Annotated in this window: 11 protein-coding genes and 1 pseudogene; 7 read left to right on the forward strand and 5 right to left on the reverse strand. The window is 60.7% G+C overall.

Annotation, left to right across the window (positions count from 1 at the left end; all coding sequences use genetic code 11):
* The 3 genes and pseudogenes from PQQ96_RS14455 to PQQ96_RS14465 form a co-directional block, all read left to right on the forward strand.
* Positions 1-280, forward strand: a pseudogene (locus tag PQQ96_RS14455) (porin); the annotation flags it as partial.
* A gap of 287 nt (positions 281-567) precedes the next feature.
* On the forward strand, positions 568-2109 hold the full coding sequence (locus tag PQQ96_RS14460; RefSeq protein WP_408292683.1) for a methyl-accepting chemotaxis protein: 1542 nt from the start codon (positions 568-570) through the stop codon (positions 2107-2109).
* Between the two features lie 386 nt (positions 2110-2495).
* The gene (locus tag PQQ96_RS14465; protein WP_408292685.1) at positions 2496-4733 is read left to right on the forward strand and encodes an NADP-dependent isocitrate dehydrogenase; all 2238 of its coding nucleotides are present in this window, start codon (positions 2496-2498) and stop codon (positions 4731-4733) included.
* 32 nt (positions 4734-4765) lie between these two features.
* On the opposite strand, the gene PQQ96_RS14470 is transcribed toward PQQ96_RS14465, so the two are convergent.
* The gene (locus PQQ96_RS14470) at positions 4766-5383 is read right to left on the reverse strand and encodes a nuclear transport factor 2 family protein (protein WP_408292687.1); all 618 of its coding nucleotides are present in this window, start codon (positions 5381-5383) and stop codon (positions 4766-4768) included.
* A 123-nt stretch (positions 5384-5506) separates the two neighbouring features.
* On the opposite strand from PQQ96_RS14470, the gene PQQ96_RS14475 reads away from it, so the two are divergent.
* The gene (locus PQQ96_RS14475) at positions 5507-6049 is read left to right on the forward strand and encodes a MarR family winged helix-turn-helix transcriptional regulator (RefSeq protein ID WP_408292689.1); all 543 of its coding nucleotides are present in this window, start codon (positions 5507-5509) and stop codon (positions 6047-6049) included.
* A gap of 65 nt (positions 6050-6114) precedes the next feature.
* Here PQQ96_RS14475 and PQQ96_RS14480 read toward each other — a convergent pair whose 3' ends face one another.
* A complete protein-coding gene (locus tag PQQ96_RS14480; RefSeq protein WP_408292691.1) occupies positions 6115-7338 on the reverse strand; it encodes an IscS subfamily cysteine desulfurase in 1224 nt (407 codons plus the stop codon).
* Between the two features lie 276 nt (positions 7339-7614).
* Here PQQ96_RS14480 and PQQ96_RS14485 point away from each other — a divergent pair, with 276 nt between their 5' ends.
* The 3 genes from PQQ96_RS14485 to PQQ96_RS14495 are packed head-to-tail and all read left to right on the forward strand — an operon-like array spanning position 7615 to position 10085.
* The gene (locus tag PQQ96_RS14485) at positions 7615-8145 is read left to right on the forward strand and encodes a flavin reductase family protein (protein WP_408292693.1); all 531 of its coding nucleotides are present in this window, start codon (positions 7615-7617) and stop codon (positions 8143-8145) included.
* Positions 8146-8177: 32 nt separating this feature from the next.
* Positions 8178-9656, forward strand: coding sequence for a 4-hydroxyphenylacetate 3-hydroxylase family protein (locus PQQ96_RS14490; protein ID WP_408292695.1), 1479 nt, complete (start codon positions 8178-8180; stop codon positions 9654-9656).
* A gap of 42 nt (positions 9657-9698) precedes the next feature.
* The gene (locus PQQ96_RS14495) at positions 9699-10085 is read left to right on the forward strand and encodes a cupin (protein WP_408292696.1); all 387 of its coding nucleotides are present in this window, start codon (positions 9699-9701) and stop codon (positions 10083-10085) included.
* Positions 10086-10363: 278 nt separating this feature from the next.
* Here the strand turns inward: PQQ96_RS14495 and PQQ96_RS14500 are convergent, their stop codons facing one another.
* The 3 genes from PQQ96_RS14500 to PQQ96_RS14510 form a co-directional block, all read right to left on the reverse strand.
* On the reverse strand, positions 10364-13726 hold the full coding sequence (locus PQQ96_RS14500) for an efflux RND transporter permease subunit (protein WP_408292698.1): 3363 nt from the start codon (positions 13724-13726) through the stop codon (positions 10364-10366).
* Positions 13727-13736: 10 nt separating this feature from the next.
* Complete coding sequence (locus PQQ96_RS14505) at positions 13737-15011, reverse strand: efflux RND transporter periplasmic adaptor subunit (protein ID WP_408292700.1); 1275 nt, start codon at positions 15009-15011, stop codon at positions 13737-13739.
* Between the two features lie 76 nt (positions 15012-15087).
* Positions 15088-16671: an efflux transporter outer membrane subunit gene (locus PQQ96_RS14510; RefSeq protein WP_408292702.1), complete on the reverse strand. Its 1584-nt coding sequence runs from the start codon at positions 16669-16671 to the stop codon at positions 15088-15090.
* Positions 16672-16764: the final 93 nt, after the last annotated feature.

A 16764-nucleotide genomic window follows, 5' to 3' on the forward strand; every position in this document is an offset into this window, starting at 1 on the left:
TCTGGCTGCTGGCTATAGCTACACGCGCGCAACTGAGTCGAACGGCATTACGAGCGCGGCCAGCTATCAGCAGTTCAACCTCTCGCAGTACTACAGTCTCTCCAAGCGCACCGGCCTGTACGCACTGGAAGCCTATCAGCGTGCGGGTGGCCAGACGCTTGGGACGAACGGCAAGAGCATCATCAACGCAACCGCCGATATCGGCGACGGCCAGAACAGCGCGCCGTCCTCGTCACGCAGCCAGTTTGCTGCCGGCGTGGGTATCATTCACCGGTTCTAACCGGGCAGGATGGTGGCGGCGTAGCGTTACTCCGCCACCGCAATTCGCTTTCGGTATGCGATGGTCGGACTATTGCTACCGTAGCTGTCAACGTCATTTAATAAGGATAACTACGCGTGAGCCGGAGCGGCAACCTACTCCCGTCAACTTGACAGAGTCGTTTCGAGTCGTGCCTCTTGTCACAGAAGTGCAGATAACCGAGGGTTTATCCTGGGTCAGGATGCTTGAAGAAGCAAGTCGCGAATGCCGTTAAATGTACCAGATAGTTAACAAATTGGGGCGTTTACATGAAGTTGTCCACCAAGTTGCTGGCTCTGGTCTTCGCGGCCTTGTTCGGCGTAGTACTCGTTGCGGCAACCGCCGTTCAGACTGTACGCAGTTCGCTCGTCGACAGTCGGCGGGAGCAGATCGTTATTCTTCTGACGAAAGCCGAGCATCTTGTCAATCACTACCGCGACCTACAGTCGCGTGGCGTGCTGACGCGCGACCAGGCCCAACAGGCAGCCAAAGACGTCCTCTCCCAGCTCAACGCGGACACGAAGAGCTACTACTGGGTCACCACGGCCGATGGCGTGAATCTGGTCCACCCGAATGCCCGGTTCATCGGGACCCGGGCCAAGGGCAATAAAACCACGGCAGGATTGACCGACAGCGACGCTTACCGTGAGGGCATGGCGGCTTCGCATATTGCGCTTGTCGACGTACTCGTGAAGCGCACGCCGGATGCGGACCCGGAGCCGAAGTTGCAAGGCGTGGTTGCGATACCCGATTGGGATTGGTGGATCGGCACCGGATTTTTCTATGACGACATCAACGCAGCGTTCATCAAGCTCGTCATCGTTCTGGGTTCCATTGCAGCCGTCATCTTCACCGCGGTTGGCGCGATCGCCTGGGTCGTGACGCGCGGTGTGAAGAGGGCGCTCGGCGGGGAGCCTGCCTACGCGGCCCATATCGCCACGCAAATCGCGGGCGGCAATCTGGCCATCGAGATTGAAGTGGGGCGGGCGTTACCGGGCAGCCTGCTATGCGTGCTGAACGACATGAAGTCAGAGCTCGCGGCCATCGTGTCCGAGATTCAGTCGGCGAGTCATTCGATCGCGACCGGTTCAGGTGAAATCGCGCAAGGCAACCTCGATTTGTCCCAACGCACTGAGGAGCAGGCGGCGTCGTTGCAGGAAACGGCCGCCAGCATGGAGCAGATTACGGCGACGGTTAAGCAGAACGCGGACAATGCAAGACAGGCAAACGGCCTCGCCAATGCCGCGACCGAGGCCACGGCGCGTGGGGGTTCCGCGGTGCAGGAAGTGGTCGGAACGATGAAGCAGATCGAGAGCGAGTCAAAAAAGATCGCCGAGATCACCTCGGTTATCGAAGCCATTGCCTTTCAAACCAACATCCTTGCGCTCAACGCCGCTGTCGAAGCAGCGCGGGCAGGCGAGGAGGGGCGCGGTTTTGCTGTCGTGGCAGGCGAGGTCCGCGCCCTTGCGCAACGCAGCGCCTCAGCCGCGAAAGATATCAAGAGCCTGATCCAGGCGTCGGTGGCGAATGTCAGCGGAGGCACCCGGCTGGTCGAAGTAGCCGGTGGCCGGATGGCCGAGATCGAGCAGTCGATTCGCGGGGTAACCGACATCATGGGTGAGATTTCCTCCGCGTCGGAAGAGCAGAGCACTGGCATTGAGCAGGTCAGCCGGGCGGTGTCGCAGATGGATGAAGTGACGCAACAGAATGCTGCGCTGGTCGAGCAGGCGGCTGCGGCTGCGGCGTCGCTCGACGAACAGGCAGGGCGCCTGCGTTCTGTGGTGGCCGTATTTCGGGTGGTCGCACAATAGGTTGCCGTCATCAGATGTCAGGGGTTCCCGGTTGACGCGAGAACGCTCGTATCCAGGCGCAAGGTCACAGGGGCTGCGTCTGTGCTTATCTGGTGCATGGCATGTGGCGGGTCTCGGCGGCGCCAATGTGAATGCCCCCGGGGCTTCGCAGCGAAGTATGGGTAGAACAATGGGTACGTGATGGTCCGGAACGTCACAGTGACACGATCCAGATATAGAAAGGTTCTCTTGTAAGCGGATCCTCCATTCTGCAATTGCAATGCAGGCGTAATGTAAAAAGAGCGTGCGGTTCAGCTCCGCTGATGCGCGAAGTCAGGCAAAATTCCAGCATTGATGCCGGTCTTTGATGCAGTTCGCTAACCCACTTCACGTTCTTGAGGCAATGAATGGCTACCCAGCAACCTACCATCATCTACACCCTGACCGACGAGGCTCCGCTGCTGGCAACGAGCGCCTTCCTGCCCATCATCCGCACGTTCACCGCGTCGGCAGGAATCCAGGTCACGGCGAGCGACATCTCAGTGGCCGGCCGCATCCTGGGCGAATTTCCAGAATTTCTGACCGAGGCACAACGGGTGCCTGACAACCTGGCCGAACTCGGTCGCCTGACCTTGCTGCCCGATACCAACATCATCAAACTGCCCAACATTAGCGCCTCGGTGCATCAACTGGTCGGTGCGATCAAGGAGCTGCAGGGGAAGGGCTACAAGGTGCCGGATTTCCCTGAGGAACCGAAGACCGAAGCCGAGAAGGCCATTCGTCAGCGCTACTCCCGGTGCCTGGGCAGTGCCGTCAATCCCGTGCTGCGCGAGGGCAACTCGGATCGCCGCGCACCTGCAGCTGTGAAGAATTACGCTCGCAAGAACCCGCACAGCATGGGCGATTGGAGTATGGCTTCGCGTACCCACGTGGCCCACATGAAGCATGGCGATTTTTACCATGGCGAAAAGTCCATGACCGTAGACCACGCCCGTGACGTGAAGATGGAACTGGTTACCCAAAGCGGTAAGGCCATTGTGCTCAAGCCCAAGGTGTCGCTGCTGGCCGGCGAGATCATCGACAGCATGTTCATGAGCAAGAAGGCGCTGTGCGACTTCTACGAAGAACAGATGGAAGACGCCCGCAAGACCGGCGTGATGCTGTCGCTACACGTCAAGGCCACGATGATGAAGGTCTCGCACCCCATCGTCTTTGGCCACGCGGTGAAGATTTTCTACAAGGAAGCCTTCGAGAAGCACGGCAAGCTGTTTGACGAACTGGGTGTGAACGTCAACAACGGCCTCGTCAACCTGTACGACAAGCTGGAAAGCCTGCCCACCTCGAAGCGCGAAGAAATCATCCGCGATTTGCACGCCTGCCATGAGCATCGCCCCGAACTGGCGATGGTGGACTCGGCTAAGGGTATCTCCAACCTGCACGCACCCAACGACGTGATCGTGGACGCCTCGATGCCGGCCATGATCCGCATCGGCGGCAAGATGTGGGGCGCCGACGGTCGTCCGAAGGACACCAAAGCGGTGATCCCGGAAAGCACGTTTGCCCGCATCTATCAGGAGATCATCAACTTCTGCAAAACCAATGGCAACTTCGATCCCGTCACCATGGGCACGGTCCCCAATGTCGGGCTGATGGCCCAGCAGGCCGAGGAATACGGCTCGCACGACAAGACTTTTGAAGTGCCCGAAGCGGGCGAAGCCCGTATCGTCGATATCGATACAGGCGAAGTGCTGCTCGTGCAGAACGTCGAAGAAGGTGACATCTGGCGCATGTGCCAGGTCAAGGACGCGGCGATCCGCGACTGGGTCAAACTGGCGGTCACCCGCGCCCGCAACTCCGGCATGCCGGCCATCTTCTGGCTGGACCCGTACCGCCCGCACGAGGCCGAGGTGATCAAGAAGGTCGAGACCTACCTCAAGGACCACGACACCGCGGGCCTGGACATTCAGATCATGTCGCAGGTGCGAGCCATGCGTTACACGCTGGAGCGCGTCATTCGCGGACTGGACACCATCTCGGTCACGGGCAATATCCTGCGCGACTACCTGACCGATCTGTTCCCCATCATGGAGCTCGGCACCAGCGCCAAAATGCTGTCCATCGTGCCGCTGATGGCCGGCGGCGGCATGTACGAAACCGGGGCGGGCGGCTCGGCTCCCAAGCACGTCAAGCAACTGGTGGAAGAAAACCACCTGCGCTGGGATTCCCTGGGTGAATTCCTGGCACTGGCGGTGTCGCTGGAAGAACTGGGCATCAAGACCGGCAATGCGAAGGCCAAAATACTGGCAAAGACGCTGGATGCCGCCACCGGCAAGCTACTGGAAAACAACAAGAACCCGTCGCCCAAGACAGGACAACTGGACAATCGCGGCAGTCAGTTTTATCTCGCCATGTACTGGGCCCAGGGGCTGGCTGCGCAAACCGAAGACGCCGCGCTTGCCGCGCATTTTGCGCCGTTAGCGAAGCAGCTCACTGAGAACGAGCAGGCCATCGTGGCCGAATTTTCGGCCGTGCAAGGCCAGCCGGTGGACATTGGCGGTTACTACATGCCCGACAGCGACAAGCTGGACGCGGTGATGCGCCCGAGCAAGACGTTGAATGCGGCGTTGTCGGCGACTCAGGCTTAAGAAAGTCCGGCTGCCCTGTCTATCAGGGCAGCCTATTCTCTGTCGCATTCCGGTTCTTGCGACGTCCCGTCGAGCGCGGCGGGTTGTTGGAACGTTACGGCGAATGCAGCGTCCGAACACGTTGCGATAAAGCTTGCGATGCCGTCCTGCAGTGCGACGGGTGGCAGCCACGGATACGGCAAGGATCCCTGCAGCGCGTTTAACTTTGCCGCGTCTGGATCGGGGACGGCGTCCATGCGTTCAATATGAATGTGCAGTCTGGTGATGGCATTTGCGCCGTCCGCCTCCTGTCCGAAGCGCCATTGATACACACCCTTTCCGATCCGCAGCGACCCGCCGTCCTTCTGCCGCATCACGACAAGCCATGGCATGACACAGGCTCCATCTTCATCCACCTGCGGTTCCGCGCAGACATAGTAGGTCCGGCACCGCTCGAAGCGTTCTCCGAAGTCAGCCACCAGTGTTTTGGCGATCGCCGGCGCGCCGACAACGCGCCGGGGAAAATCGATATCGTCGGTTGCAATCGAAAAGCTCAACTCGGCATCGGGCGAGAAGCACTCGGATATCAACTCCGGGTGGTTCAGGTCCTTGGCGCGAAGGTAGCATTCGAGAAGGGACTGGGCGGACGAAGAGGGCGGGGCAGTGTTCATGGTTAATCTCGGGTCGAAGTGAGCGAGGTGGCGGGTGCGTAGCCTGCACGGAGTCCACTCACCTTTGAAGTATAATTACCTTTCAAAGGTAAAGGTACGTGCAGTATCTGGAGTGGAGAGGTCATGGCCAAGCATCAAGAGGAGGTCGTTCTGACCGTAACAAACCCTGCCTGTCTGGTCGATGGCATGGACGCGGAGTTTCGGCATCTTGTCAACGGGTTGCTGCCGTTTGCAGCCCGGCTACTGTCGGTTCGTGATGGCTTCGGCACGCTAATCGGCCTCACGGGAATCCAGTATTCGTTGCTTATCGCGATCGCCCAGCTCTCGCACGAGGACGTCGTCACCGTCAATCAGCTGGCGGACCATCTGCATTTGAGCGGAGCGTTCATTACGATCGAAACCGGAAAACTTAAAAAACTGGGATTGATCGACAAACGATCCCACCCCGACGACAAGCGCAAGATGCGGCTGACCGTGACATCCGCAGGATCGAAACTGCTCAAGGAGCTTGCCACGAAGCAGCAGCACATCAACGACGTTCTGTTTGAAGGGGTGACCAAAACGGAGTTCAAGGTGCTTTGTTCGGTGGTGGATCGTCTGGTTGCCAACGGCGATCGCGCCACGCTCGATCTGTCGCACCTGATCGCGCGGCAGGAGAAGCGTTAAGCGATTCGCCCGCCGCTGCCTGACGTGAAGGCGCCGATCGGCAAGTCCCTTCACGTGTCCTGGTGTTAGTGCGCAGCCCATTGGATCGTGCTGATGTCGATTCCTTCAAGGTGCATATCCCAAAGCGGACTCAGCGCACGCAGTTTCGCCACGGTGCCTTGCACCTGGCGAATCACCTCGTCCACTTCTTCCTCCGTCGTGAACCGTCCTAACGTGAAGCGAATCGAGCTATGCGCCAGCTCGTCGCTACGGCCGAGCGCTCGCAAGACATACGAGGGTTCGAGCGACGCCGACGTGCACGCCGATCCTGAGGACACCGCGACGCCCTTGATCCCCATGATCAAGGATTCACCTTCCACGAAATTGAAGCTGACGTTGAGGTTATGCGGAATGCGCTGCGTCATGTCGCCGTTGACGTAAACCTCCTTCATCTGCGTCAGGCCTTCCAGCAGTCGATTGCGCAAGGCCCCGATGCGGCGGCTCTCGGACACCATTTCTTCCTTCGCGATTCGAAACGCTTCACCCATGCCGACGATCTGATGGGTGGGCAGCGTTCCCGAGCGCATTCCCCGCTCATGGCCGCCGCCATGCATCTGTGCTTCGATCCGCACGCGCGGTTTGCGGCGCACATACAGGGCTCCCACGCCTTTCGGGCCATACACCTTGTGGGCCGTGACGGTCAGAAGGTCCACATTCAGTGCATTGACATCAATGGTGATCTTGCCGGCCGCCTGCACGGCGTCGCAATGAAAGACGATGCCTTTCGCGCGGCACATGGCACCGATCTCGGCAATCGGTTGCACGACACCAGTCTCGTTGTTGACCATCATGACGGAAACGAGAATCGTATCGGAGCGCATTGCTTGTTGCAGTGCGCTCAGGTCTAGCAGGCCGTCCTGCTGGACGTCCAGGTAAGTCACTTCGAAACCCTGCCGTTCCAGCTCGCGACACGTGTCAAGTACCGCCTTGTGCTCGGTCTTCACCGTCACGATATGCCGGCCTTTTCCCTTATAGAAATTGGCCGCGCCCTTGATCGCCAGATTGTTGCCTTCGGTCGCGCCGGAGGTCCAGACGATCTCCCGCGGGTCGGCCCCGAGAAGTCCGGCGACGTGTGCGCGAGCCGTTTCCACGGCGTCGTCTGCTTCCCATCCGTAACTGTGGCTGCGCGACGCAGGGTTGCCAAAGCTCTCGTTCAGAAACGGAAGCATGGTGGCGACGACCCTTGGATCAACCGGCGTCGTTGCGCTGTAGTCCATATAAATCGGACGAGATGACTGTTTGGTTTGCATTGTTCCTACTCCAGAGAGCCCGGTCTCTTCACATCGAGCGAAGGCCGGCAGATGCAGCGACCGCAGTTTAGCGTGGAGTCGACCGATTTCTCGTCAACATCCATCCGCCGAGTAGGGTCGTCGCTTCCCTGCCGGCTTCAAATCGGGGTTTACGATAGCTTGCTTAGCTTTGTTGAAAGACATTTAATAAAAGCTAAGTAACAAAGCTAATAAACAACGCTTTGTGTGATGAATTGTAGCATCGCCTTGCCGGCGGTGCGCTGCAAGGAGGGCGAGATGGGAGAAAGCACTGTGAGCTCGAGCGGCAACCCGGACGCGCAGCGTCAGTTCCGGACGGCGTTGTCGATGTTTGCGACAGGGGTGGCCGTGATCACGGCGCCGAGAAAGAATGGACCACCGATCGGCATCACGGTCGCGTCATTCAACTCCGTTTCACTCGATCCGCCTTTGATTCTCTTCTCCGTTGACCGGCGCAACCAGAGCTTGCCCGACCTGAGCGCCGTGGGTACCTACGCGGTGAATGTGCTCGATGAAGCTCAGCAGGAAGTGTCGAATCGATTCGCCAAGGCGAATAGCGACAAGTGGGGCGGCATGCCCTGCGTCTCGAGCGAGCGCGCCGATGTCGTCCTGCTCCCCAACGCGCTCGCCACTTTCGAATGCGAACCGTATGCGCAACACGACGGGGGAGACCACGTCATCTTTATCGGTCGCGTCAAGAAACATCAATCCCGGTCGGAAGGACGTCCGCTCGTCTTTTTTGGCGGCCGATACCACACGCTCAACGGTGCTCACCAGCCTTCTGCCTGAGCGCACATCTGACCTAATTTCCGGAGAACATCATGATCAAGAACGGCACCCAACATATCGCGTCGCTGCGCGACGGACGACAGGTCTATATCAACGGTCAGGCCGTCGGCGACGTGACGTCGCATCCCGCGTTCCGCAATTCCATTCGCAGCTACGCCAATCTGTACGACTTCCAGGCGCGCCCGGAGAACGTTGAAAAAATGACCTTTGAGTCGCCCGACACGGGGCGACGAGTCAGCAAGATCTGGCAATTGCCGACCTCTTATGTCGAACTGGTGGAGCGGAGAACCGCCCTTGAAGCATGGACGGAGCTTCACTACGGCTTCATGGGCCGTTCGCCGGACCATGTCGCGTCATGCATCTCGGGCATGTACATGGGCATCGACGTGTTCGAGCAGTACGATCCGGCGCGCGCCGGTGCCTTGCGCGATTACTACAAGTACGCACGCGACAACGATCTCTTTCTCAGCTATGTGATCGTCAATCCTCAGGCCAATCAAGCTAAAGCGGCGCACGAGCAGGAGGACAAATACCTTGCAGTCGGCATCGTCGATCAGGACGCGGAAGGTATTACGGTGCGTGGCGCGAAGATGCTTGCCACCAGCGGCATCATGGCGAACGAGGTGTTCTGCAGTTGCATCCAGCCGTTACGCCAGGGCGACGAGATGTATGCGCTGTCATTCGCGGTGCCCATGAATGCCAAAGGCATGAAGGTGATGTCACGCAAATCGTACGAGGAGAACTCGCCTTCGGTCTTCGACAATCCGCTGTCGAGCCGATACGACGAAAACGATGCAGTGCTTTATTTCGATGACGTCAAGGTGCCGTGGGAGCGCATTTTTGTAGCCGGCGACGTGGCAATGTGCGCGAAGCAATTCCATGCGACGCCCGCCCACAGCTACCAGAACTACCAATGCCAGGTGCGCCTGATGGTCAAGTTGCGCTTCCTCGTCGGTCTCGCGCTGAAGATCACGGAAGTCACCGGAACCAACAGTTTTCCGCAAGTCCGTGAAACGTTGGGTCAACTCGCCTCTGAAGCGTCGATGGTGGAAGCCTGGGTGTACGGCATGGAGGCGAAGGGCCGTGTTGAAAACGGCTACTACGTGCCGGACCGCAACATGCTGTACGGCTCGCAGGTGGTGACCCAGCAACTGTATTCGAAGGTGCTCAACACGCTGCGCGAACTTGCCGGGGGCGGAATGATCATGCTGCCATCGAGCATTCGAGATTTCGAGAACCCCGACCTCCTCCGAATCATCGAAAAAACCCAGAAGTCGCCTGTCTGCAGCCCGGAGGAACGCGTCAAGTTCTTCAAGCTCGCATGGGACGCCGTGGGCTCCGAGTTCGCCTCGCGTCACAACCAATACGAACTGTTCTATGCGGGCGCTTCGTTCGTGACGAAGGGCCACGCATTCCGTACCTACGACTGGCCTCGTGCCACCGGTCTCGTCGACGACCTGTTGTCGACCTATTCGCTCGGCGCGGAGCTGGCGACGTTGCAGGCCGCCTGATTCCGAATTTCACCCCGATTCCAATTCACACAGGAGAGCAGTATGGCAATCAACAAACTTCACGACGAGTTTCGCACGCTGGACATGGAGCAGGGCTGGCAGTTGCCCGAAGGCTACGATCCGGCTTCCGGCGCGCAGGAACTAATCCTCGCCGGCTCGCTCGATACCGTCAATAAAACGGGCAGCCGCACGCGTCTGCTGCGCCTGCCGGGCGGGCTCTTCACGAAGAAGCCGTTCGTCCATGACTACTGGGAAGAGGTGTTTCTCGTGGAAGGCGACCTGACGGTTGGCAACGACGAGAATGGTCACGGCGGCACGCCGTTCAAGGGCTACACCTACGCGGTTCGGCCGCCTGGCGCTTACCACGGCCCGTTCAAGTCGGAGAAAGGCTGCGTCCTGCTTGAGACTCATTACTTCGATCCGGCCTGATCATGCTGGCTCCAATCGAGTGCTGCCGGCCAGTTGTCGTCGTCGGGCCATTCTAGCGGCAGCTTGACGCAGAGAACGGACCTTCATAGTCGGACGGCGAGGGCCCGATCATCGGTCTTATGGAAAGCGTCGCATAAGGCCGATGACGCGACAAAGAAGATCGGAGTCCGTTCGTCCCGTAACTGAGCGAATGCACATCCTCGCTTCCCCGCCGCAGCGAAGGCGAATGCCGTAGCATGCCGATGCAGACATCGCCGTATCTGGCGCGCGCCGGTTCGCTAGGCCGGCGTGCCTTCTCCCGCAGAACTTGCGCCCCCGCCACCCGCCCCACCGCCGTCATGATCGCCGCCACCGCCCGGTGTGCCACCGTCGTGCTCGCCATGGCCGCCTCCGTCGTCACCGTCGCGATGGCGCATTTTGTGCGACACCTCGTCGAGCTCATCGCCCAGCAGCCGCCGTACAACCACATAGAACACCGGAATCAGCAGCAAACCGAAGAAGGTGGCGAACAGCATGCCGCCGATCACGCCGGTGCCAATTTCGTGACGCGAAGCGGCGCCTGCACCCGATGAGATAACGAGCGGGAACACGCCGAGAATAAAGGCCATTGAGGTCATCAGGATCGGACGCAGTCTCAGCCGGGCTGCGGTCAGGACGGCGTCGCGCAGTGTCATGCCGCGTTGCTGACCCTCCACTGCGAACTCGACAATCAGGATCGCGTTTTTCGCCGCGAGACCGATCACGGTCACGAGACCAATCTTGAAGTATATGTCGTTCGGTACACCGAACGAAAGGCAGAATGCCAGCATGCCGAGCATGCCGAGCGGCACAACCAGCAGCACCGCAGCCGGGATCGACCAGCTTTCATACAGCGCGGCGAGACACAGGAACACCACCAGGATCGACAGCATCAGCAGCGTCACCGCCGATGAGCCCGACAGCAATTCCTGGAACGACTGCCCGGTCCAGTCCGCCGCGAAACCCACCGGCAACTGGTGGTCCACGATGTTCTGCAGCACATCGATCGCCTGACCGGTCGAATAGCCCGCCGCGGAGTTGCCGACAACCTCGATCGCCGAGTAGCCGTTGTAGCGCGGTAGCACGGTCGGCCCGAAGCTCCATTTGGCATTCACGACGCTAGAGAGCGGCACCATGTTGTAAGGGCTGATCGACGTGTTCGCGGGCGACGGGTCGACGGGTGTCGCGAAGCCGTTCAATGCGCTCGCACTATTCGATGACGACTGGCTCGCGGACGTGCTCGTGCTGCCACTGTTCGTGAACAGGCTCGGCGTATACAGGTGCTGGAGCGCATCGAGCCCCATCCGGTACGGCGCGTCCGCCTGGATATAGACACGCTTCACGCGCCCGCCGTAAGTGAACTGGTTGACGTAGAACGGCGCGAGCTCCATCTCAAGCGTGTCGTAGACATCGGTCAGTGACAGGCCCATCGCTTCAGCCTGAGTCCGGTCCACCGCGACGTCCAGTTGCGGCGCGCTCGGCAGTGAGTTCGGCCGGATCCCGAATAGCACAGGGCTCTTCGAGGCGCTCGCAAGCAGCGTGGCCGTGGCCTGGCCAAGCTCGGCGCGCGACTGGCCGGCACGCGCCTGCAGATACATATCGATGCCGCCGAACTGGCTGAGACCGCGGATGGTCGGCAGATTCACCGCGAAGATCTGCGCGTCGGGAATGCTATGAAGGATCTGGTTGATCTTCGGAATCAGCGTCATCGCGGTGTCATGGCGCTGTTTCCAGTCCGCCAGCTTGATGAACGACATGCCGACGTTTTCGCTCGTGCCGACAAAGCTGAAGCCTTCCGGCTGGAAAATGCCCACGATTTCCTTGCCGACCTCACTGTGTTCGAGTTTGTCGCGTACCTCGGCCATCACGTGATCAGTGCGTTGCAGCGTCGAGCCGGGCGGCAGATTGATGAGGGCGAGCACAAAGCCCTGGTCCTCGTCAGGCACAAAGCTGGTCGGCAGTTTCGTATACAGGAAACCGGTCAGCACGACGACGAGCACAAACACGATCATCCAGCGCGGCGCATGGTGCACGGCGCTGCCGGCATGGCCGAGATACTTTTTCGACGTCCAGTCGAAAGTGCGGTTGAACCAGCGGTAGATCGCGCTCTTCTTGTCCGGGTGTTCGGGCCTCAGGATCGCCGCGCACAGCGAAGGCGTGAACGACAGCGCGAGGAATGCGGAGAATCCCATCGACACCGCGATCGTCAGTGCGAACTGCGCGTAGATGATGCCGGTCGCGCCCGGCTGCAGCGCGGACGGGATGAACACGGCGGATAGCACCACCGTGATCGCGACAATGGCACCGGTGATCTGGCCCATTGCCTTGCGTGTCGCCGCTCGTGGCTCCAGATGCTCTTCGGTCATGATGCGTTCGACGTTTTCGATCACGACGATCGCGTCGTCAACCACAATGCCGATCGCCAGCACCATGCCGAACAGCGTCAACTGGTTGAGCGTGTAGTGCAGCGCCGACAGGCCGATGAAGGTCCCGAGCAGCGCCACCGGAATCACGAGCGTCGGAATGATCGTGGCCCGCAGATTCTGCAGGAAGATCAGCATCACGAAAAACACCAGCACGATCGCCTCGACGAGCGTGCGGATCACGTCGACGATCGACGCGGTGATAAACGGCGTGGTGTCGTATGGCACGCTCCACGTGACGCCTTCCGGCAAATCCCGCGCCAGCGTCGCCATCTCGGCTTTGACGGCCTTCTCGACCGCGAGCGCATTCGCACCCGGCAGCAGGAAAACCGCCAGCCCCCCGGCTGCCTTGCCGTTATAGACCGGCGCGAAGCCGTACGTCTGCGAGCCGAACGAAATACGCGCCACGTCGGAGAGCTTGACCGTGGTGCCGTTGCTGTTCGCCACGATAATGATGTCCTGGAACTGCTTGAGCGACGAAAACAGGCTGTCGCCCGTCACGTTCGCCGTAAACACCTGCCCTTTCACGGCCGGATCCGCGCCCAGCGAACCGGCTGCGAACTGCGCATTCTGGGAGCTCACGGCATTGAGCACCTGGGTCGTGGACAGCCCGTAGCTCTGCAGCTTGTCGGGGTCGAGCCAGATGCGCACCGCGTACTCCGAGCCAAGCAGCGTGGTATTGCCGACTCCGTTTACACGGCCGATGTTGGGCTGGATCTGTGAGGCGAGAATATCGGAGAGCCGCCCGGCATCGATCGCGGGATTATCTGACTGCAGCGCGACGAACATCAGGATGTCCGGGCTCGCCTTCGCCACAACCACCCCTTGCTGGGTGACCTGCGAAGGCAGCAGAGGCTCGGCGAGCGTGACTTTGTTCTGCACCTGCACCTGGGCAATGTCCGGGTTGGTGCCGGTCGCGAAGGTGAGGGTGATCTGCGTCTGGCCATTCGAGCTGGAGTTCGAACTGAAATACAGCAGATTGTCGATGCCAGTAAGCTGCTGTTCGATCACCTGGGTCACCGTCGATTCCATCGTCTGGGCGCTCGCTCCCGGATACTGCGCGGTGACGGTCACTTCCGGTGGAGCGATGTCCGGGTACGAATCGATCCCCATGCTGTGCACCGAGATGATGCCGAACAGCGAGATCAGGATCGCGATGACCCACGCGAAGACGGGGCGGTTAATGAAAAAACTCGGCATGAGCGGTCTCCTACTGCGTCATGCCGGCCGAAGCCGATGATGCTGCGGAAGCCTGCGCCGCCGCGGGAACCGACGACGACGCCGGGCTTGACACAGCAGGTGTCGTGGTCGCAGCGAAATCCGCAGCCGCCCCCGACGCCGGCGCAGGCGGCTGCCACGCGACGGTCTTCACCGGCGCACCTTCCCGCACCATCTGTACGCCTGTCGCGATGATCTGGTCACCGTCTGCCAGCCCGTGCGTGACGACCCAGTTGTTGCCAAGGCTATTGGTCGCCTCGACGTCCTTGCGCGTCACCTTGCCGTCCGCGCCGACCACAAACACGTATGCACCAACCGTGTCGCGCTGCACTGCCTGCTGTGGAATCAGGAATACATTGTTCTGCTGGCCGAAATTAACGGTCAGCGTCACATACATGCCCGGCAACAGACGCCGCTGCGGGTTCGCGACGAGCGCACGCATATTGATCGAGCCGGTCGCGGCATTCACCGTCACGTCGGAGTAATCGAGGGTGCCTGCGGTGCCGTACGACGTACGATTGGGCAGCCCGATCCGCACCGTGGTCTGGTTCTGTTGCTGCAGCTCTATCGAGCCGTTGCTTTGGGACTGCTGCAGCGTCGCCAGATCGGCTGAACTGATCGTGAAGTTCACGTACATCGGATCGATCTGCTGGACCGTCGTCAGCAGCGTGCCGCTGCCACCCGTGTCGGACGTGCTGGTGCCGACCACCGCGCCCGCGGTCACCTGTTGCTGTCCGGCGATACCGCTGATCGGTGCCGTCACGCGCGTGTAGTTGAGCGAAACCCGTGCGCTTTCGACGGTTGCCTCGTCGGCCTTGACCTTGGCCGCGGCGCTGCGTTCGGCGGCATCGGAATTGTCGACCGTCTGCTGCGAGACCGAGCCGACCGGCAGCAGCTTGCGGTTGCGCATGGCGGTGACGTGGTCGTTGACGTAGGTGGCCTGATCCTCGGCCAGCAGCGCGAGGTCGTTATTCAACTGCGCGCGGTAAAAGACCGGATCGATTTCGAACAGCAGTTGGCCGGCGCGAATCTGCGAGCCTTCCGTGTAGGTGCGCCGCAGCAGCACGCCCGACACGCGCGCCGTCACATTGGCGCTGTAGTACGGCGAAAGCCGGCCGACAAACTGACGTTCGAGCGGCACCGTTTGCGATTGCGCCTTCACCACGGCGACTTGCGGCGGCGGGGGCGGCGGCGCGTGTTTCGAGCAGGCGGCGAGTACGATCAGACACAGATACGACAGCGCGCCGCGCTGAGAACGTGACGTCATGGGAACTCCGTTCTTGCTTAAGGCCTGCACACGCGTGCTGCGCGGGATTCCAGACCGTTATGGAACAGCATTTGAGTCAGTCGGCCGACTGCGCCGAGGCAGGTCGTACAGCAGTTTCGGAAGCGGGTGAAGAAGCAGGCCAAGAAGCGGCGGCCGGCACCGAAGCGACCTTGGCGTCATCACGCTGCCAGCCGCCGCCAAGGTTCTTGACGAGTAACACGTTGCTCTCGGCGAGCAGAGCCTGCGTATCGCGCAGGCTCTGCTGCGCCTGGATCAGGGTGAGGCGCTGCGTCAGCACGTTTTGCTCGCTGGACGCGCCGGCATTGAACTGCGCCTGTTGGCTCGCGAACAGCCGGCTGCTGCTGTCGAGCACCTGTTCGAACGCGCTTTCCTGCGCCCGCAGGTGATTCATCGATGACAGGCTGTCCTCCACGCTCTGGAAGGCCGTCAGCACGGTATTGCGGTAGTTCGCGACGTCTTCGTCGTAGGTCGCGCGCGCCTTGTGGACCGCGGCAGTACGTTCACCGCCGTCGAAGATCGTGGCGGCGAGATCGGGGCCTAGCGTCCAGAAGCGGCTCGGCAACGTGAAGAGATGCGCGAACGTGTTGTGCGCAAAACCGCCCTCGGCCGAGAGCGTAAGGGTTGGAAAGTATGCAGCTTCGGCGACGCCGATGGTCGCGTTGGCCGCCGCCGCCGTGCGCTCGGCGCTCACCACGTCGTAGCGCCGCTCAAGGAGTTGCGAAGGCAGCGCGGGCGGCACGTCAGGTTGAACGAAGGAGTAGTCAGGATCGGGGGCGATGCTGAATGACTCGGGCGGCGTGCCGGTCAGCACGGCAATCGCGTGCTCGTCCTGCTCGCGGGTCGTTTCGGTCGCCTGCAGATCGGCGATCACCGTTTGGAGGTTCTCCTGCGCGTTGAGCACATCGTCGCCGGACGCTGCGCCTTCCTTGAACCCGGTCTGCGTCATCACGAGAATGCGGCTGTAGATGTACTGCTGCTCCTTCAATGCGTGAATGTCGTAGTCGGCCTGGCGTAGCTGGAAGTAGTCGGTCGCGACACTGGCCGCGATCGAAATGCGCTCACCGGCAAGCTGCGCATCCGACGCCTCGGCGTTCGCTTTCGCTTCCTCGATCTCCCGCCGTATCTGTCCCCACAGGTCCAGCTCCCAACTGACGGTCCCGGTAGCAGCCACGGCGTTGCCCGCCGAGGCCGACGAGCCGGAACTCGCCGAAAGTCCCTGGACGTTGCCACCGGAACGCGCGCCGGCGAGGCCTGCCGTGACGACTGGGAACAGGCCCGCCTGGTTGCTCTCCACCGTCGCGAGCGCGACGCGATAGGCGGCTTCCGCCGCCGCGATCGACTGATTTGCCTTCAACGCCTGTTCGACGAGACCGTCGAGCTTCTCGTCGCCATACATGCGCCACCAGGTGCTTGAGATTGCCGCCTGCGGATTCGCCTCGGCGCGCTGCCAGTCGACACCTTCCTTGAACCCTTCCGGGACCTGGACCTCGGGCTTGCGATAGTCCGGGCCGACCATGCACGCCGCAAGGGACGTGACGAGGGCGAGCGCTACGCCGCCTTTGATCGCGCGTCGCGATCGAGAGCGTGTAGCCTTTTTGCAAGCAAAACTCAAGGTAAGTGAATGACTTCTCAAGTGCATTCCCCTGTGTTGACCGGAGTTGGCGCTTTAGCTGTCGACGGGAGTTAGCGCTTGAGTGCTTACTCCGGTCCCATGCAAAGTACTTACTCCCGT

The sequence above is a fragment of the Paraburkholderia sediminicola genome (genome assembly GCF_046027825.1).
Lineage (GTDB): Bacteria > Pseudomonadota > Gammaproteobacteria > Burkholderiales > Burkholderiaceae > Paraburkholderia > Paraburkholderia sediminicola_D.

Excerpts from the sequence above, each read along its gene's own strand:
- PQQ96_RS14460 (WP_408292683.1), top strand. The coding sequence starts at position 568 with ATGAAGTTGTCCACCAAGTTGCTGGCTCTGGTCTTCGCGGCCTTGTTC.
- PQQ96_RS14465 (WP_408292685.1), top strand. The coding sequence starts at position 2,496 with ATGGCTACCCAGCAACCTACCATCATCTACACCCTGACCGACGAGGCT.
- PQQ96_RS14470 (WP_408292687.1), bottom strand. The coding sequence starts at position 5,383 with ATGAACACTGCCCCGCCCTCTTCGTCCGCCCAGTCCCTTCTCGAATGC.
- PQQ96_RS14475 (WP_408292689.1), top strand. The coding sequence starts at position 5,507 with ATGGCCAAGCATCAAGAGGAGGTCGTTCTGACCGTAACAAACCCTGCC.
- PQQ96_RS14480 (WP_408292691.1), bottom strand. The coding sequence starts at position 7,338 with ATGCAAACCAAACAGTCATCTCGTCCGATTTATATGGACTACAGCGCA.
- PQQ96_RS14485 (WP_408292693.1), top strand. The coding sequence starts at position 7,615 with ATGGGAGAAAGCACTGTGAGCTCGAGCGGCAACCCGGACGCGCAGCGT.
- PQQ96_RS14490 (WP_408292695.1), top strand. The coding sequence starts at position 8,178 with ATGATCAAGAACGGCACCCAACATATCGCGTCGCTGCGCGACGGACGA.
- PQQ96_RS14495 (WP_408292696.1), top strand. The coding sequence starts at position 9,699 with ATGGCAATCAACAAACTTCACGACGAGTTTCGCACGCTGGACATGGAG.
- PQQ96_RS14500 (WP_408292698.1), bottom strand. The coding sequence starts at position 13,726 with ATGCCGAGTTTTTTCATTAACCGCCCCGTCTTCGCGTGGGTCATCGCG.
- PQQ96_RS14505 (WP_408292700.1), bottom strand. The coding sequence starts at position 15,011 with ATGACGTCACGTTCTCAGCGCGGCGCGCTGTCGTATCTGTGTCTGATC.
- PQQ96_RS14510 (WP_408292702.1), bottom strand. The coding sequence starts at position 16,671 with ATGCACTTGAGAAGTCATTCACTTACCTTGAGTTTTGCTTGCAAAAAG.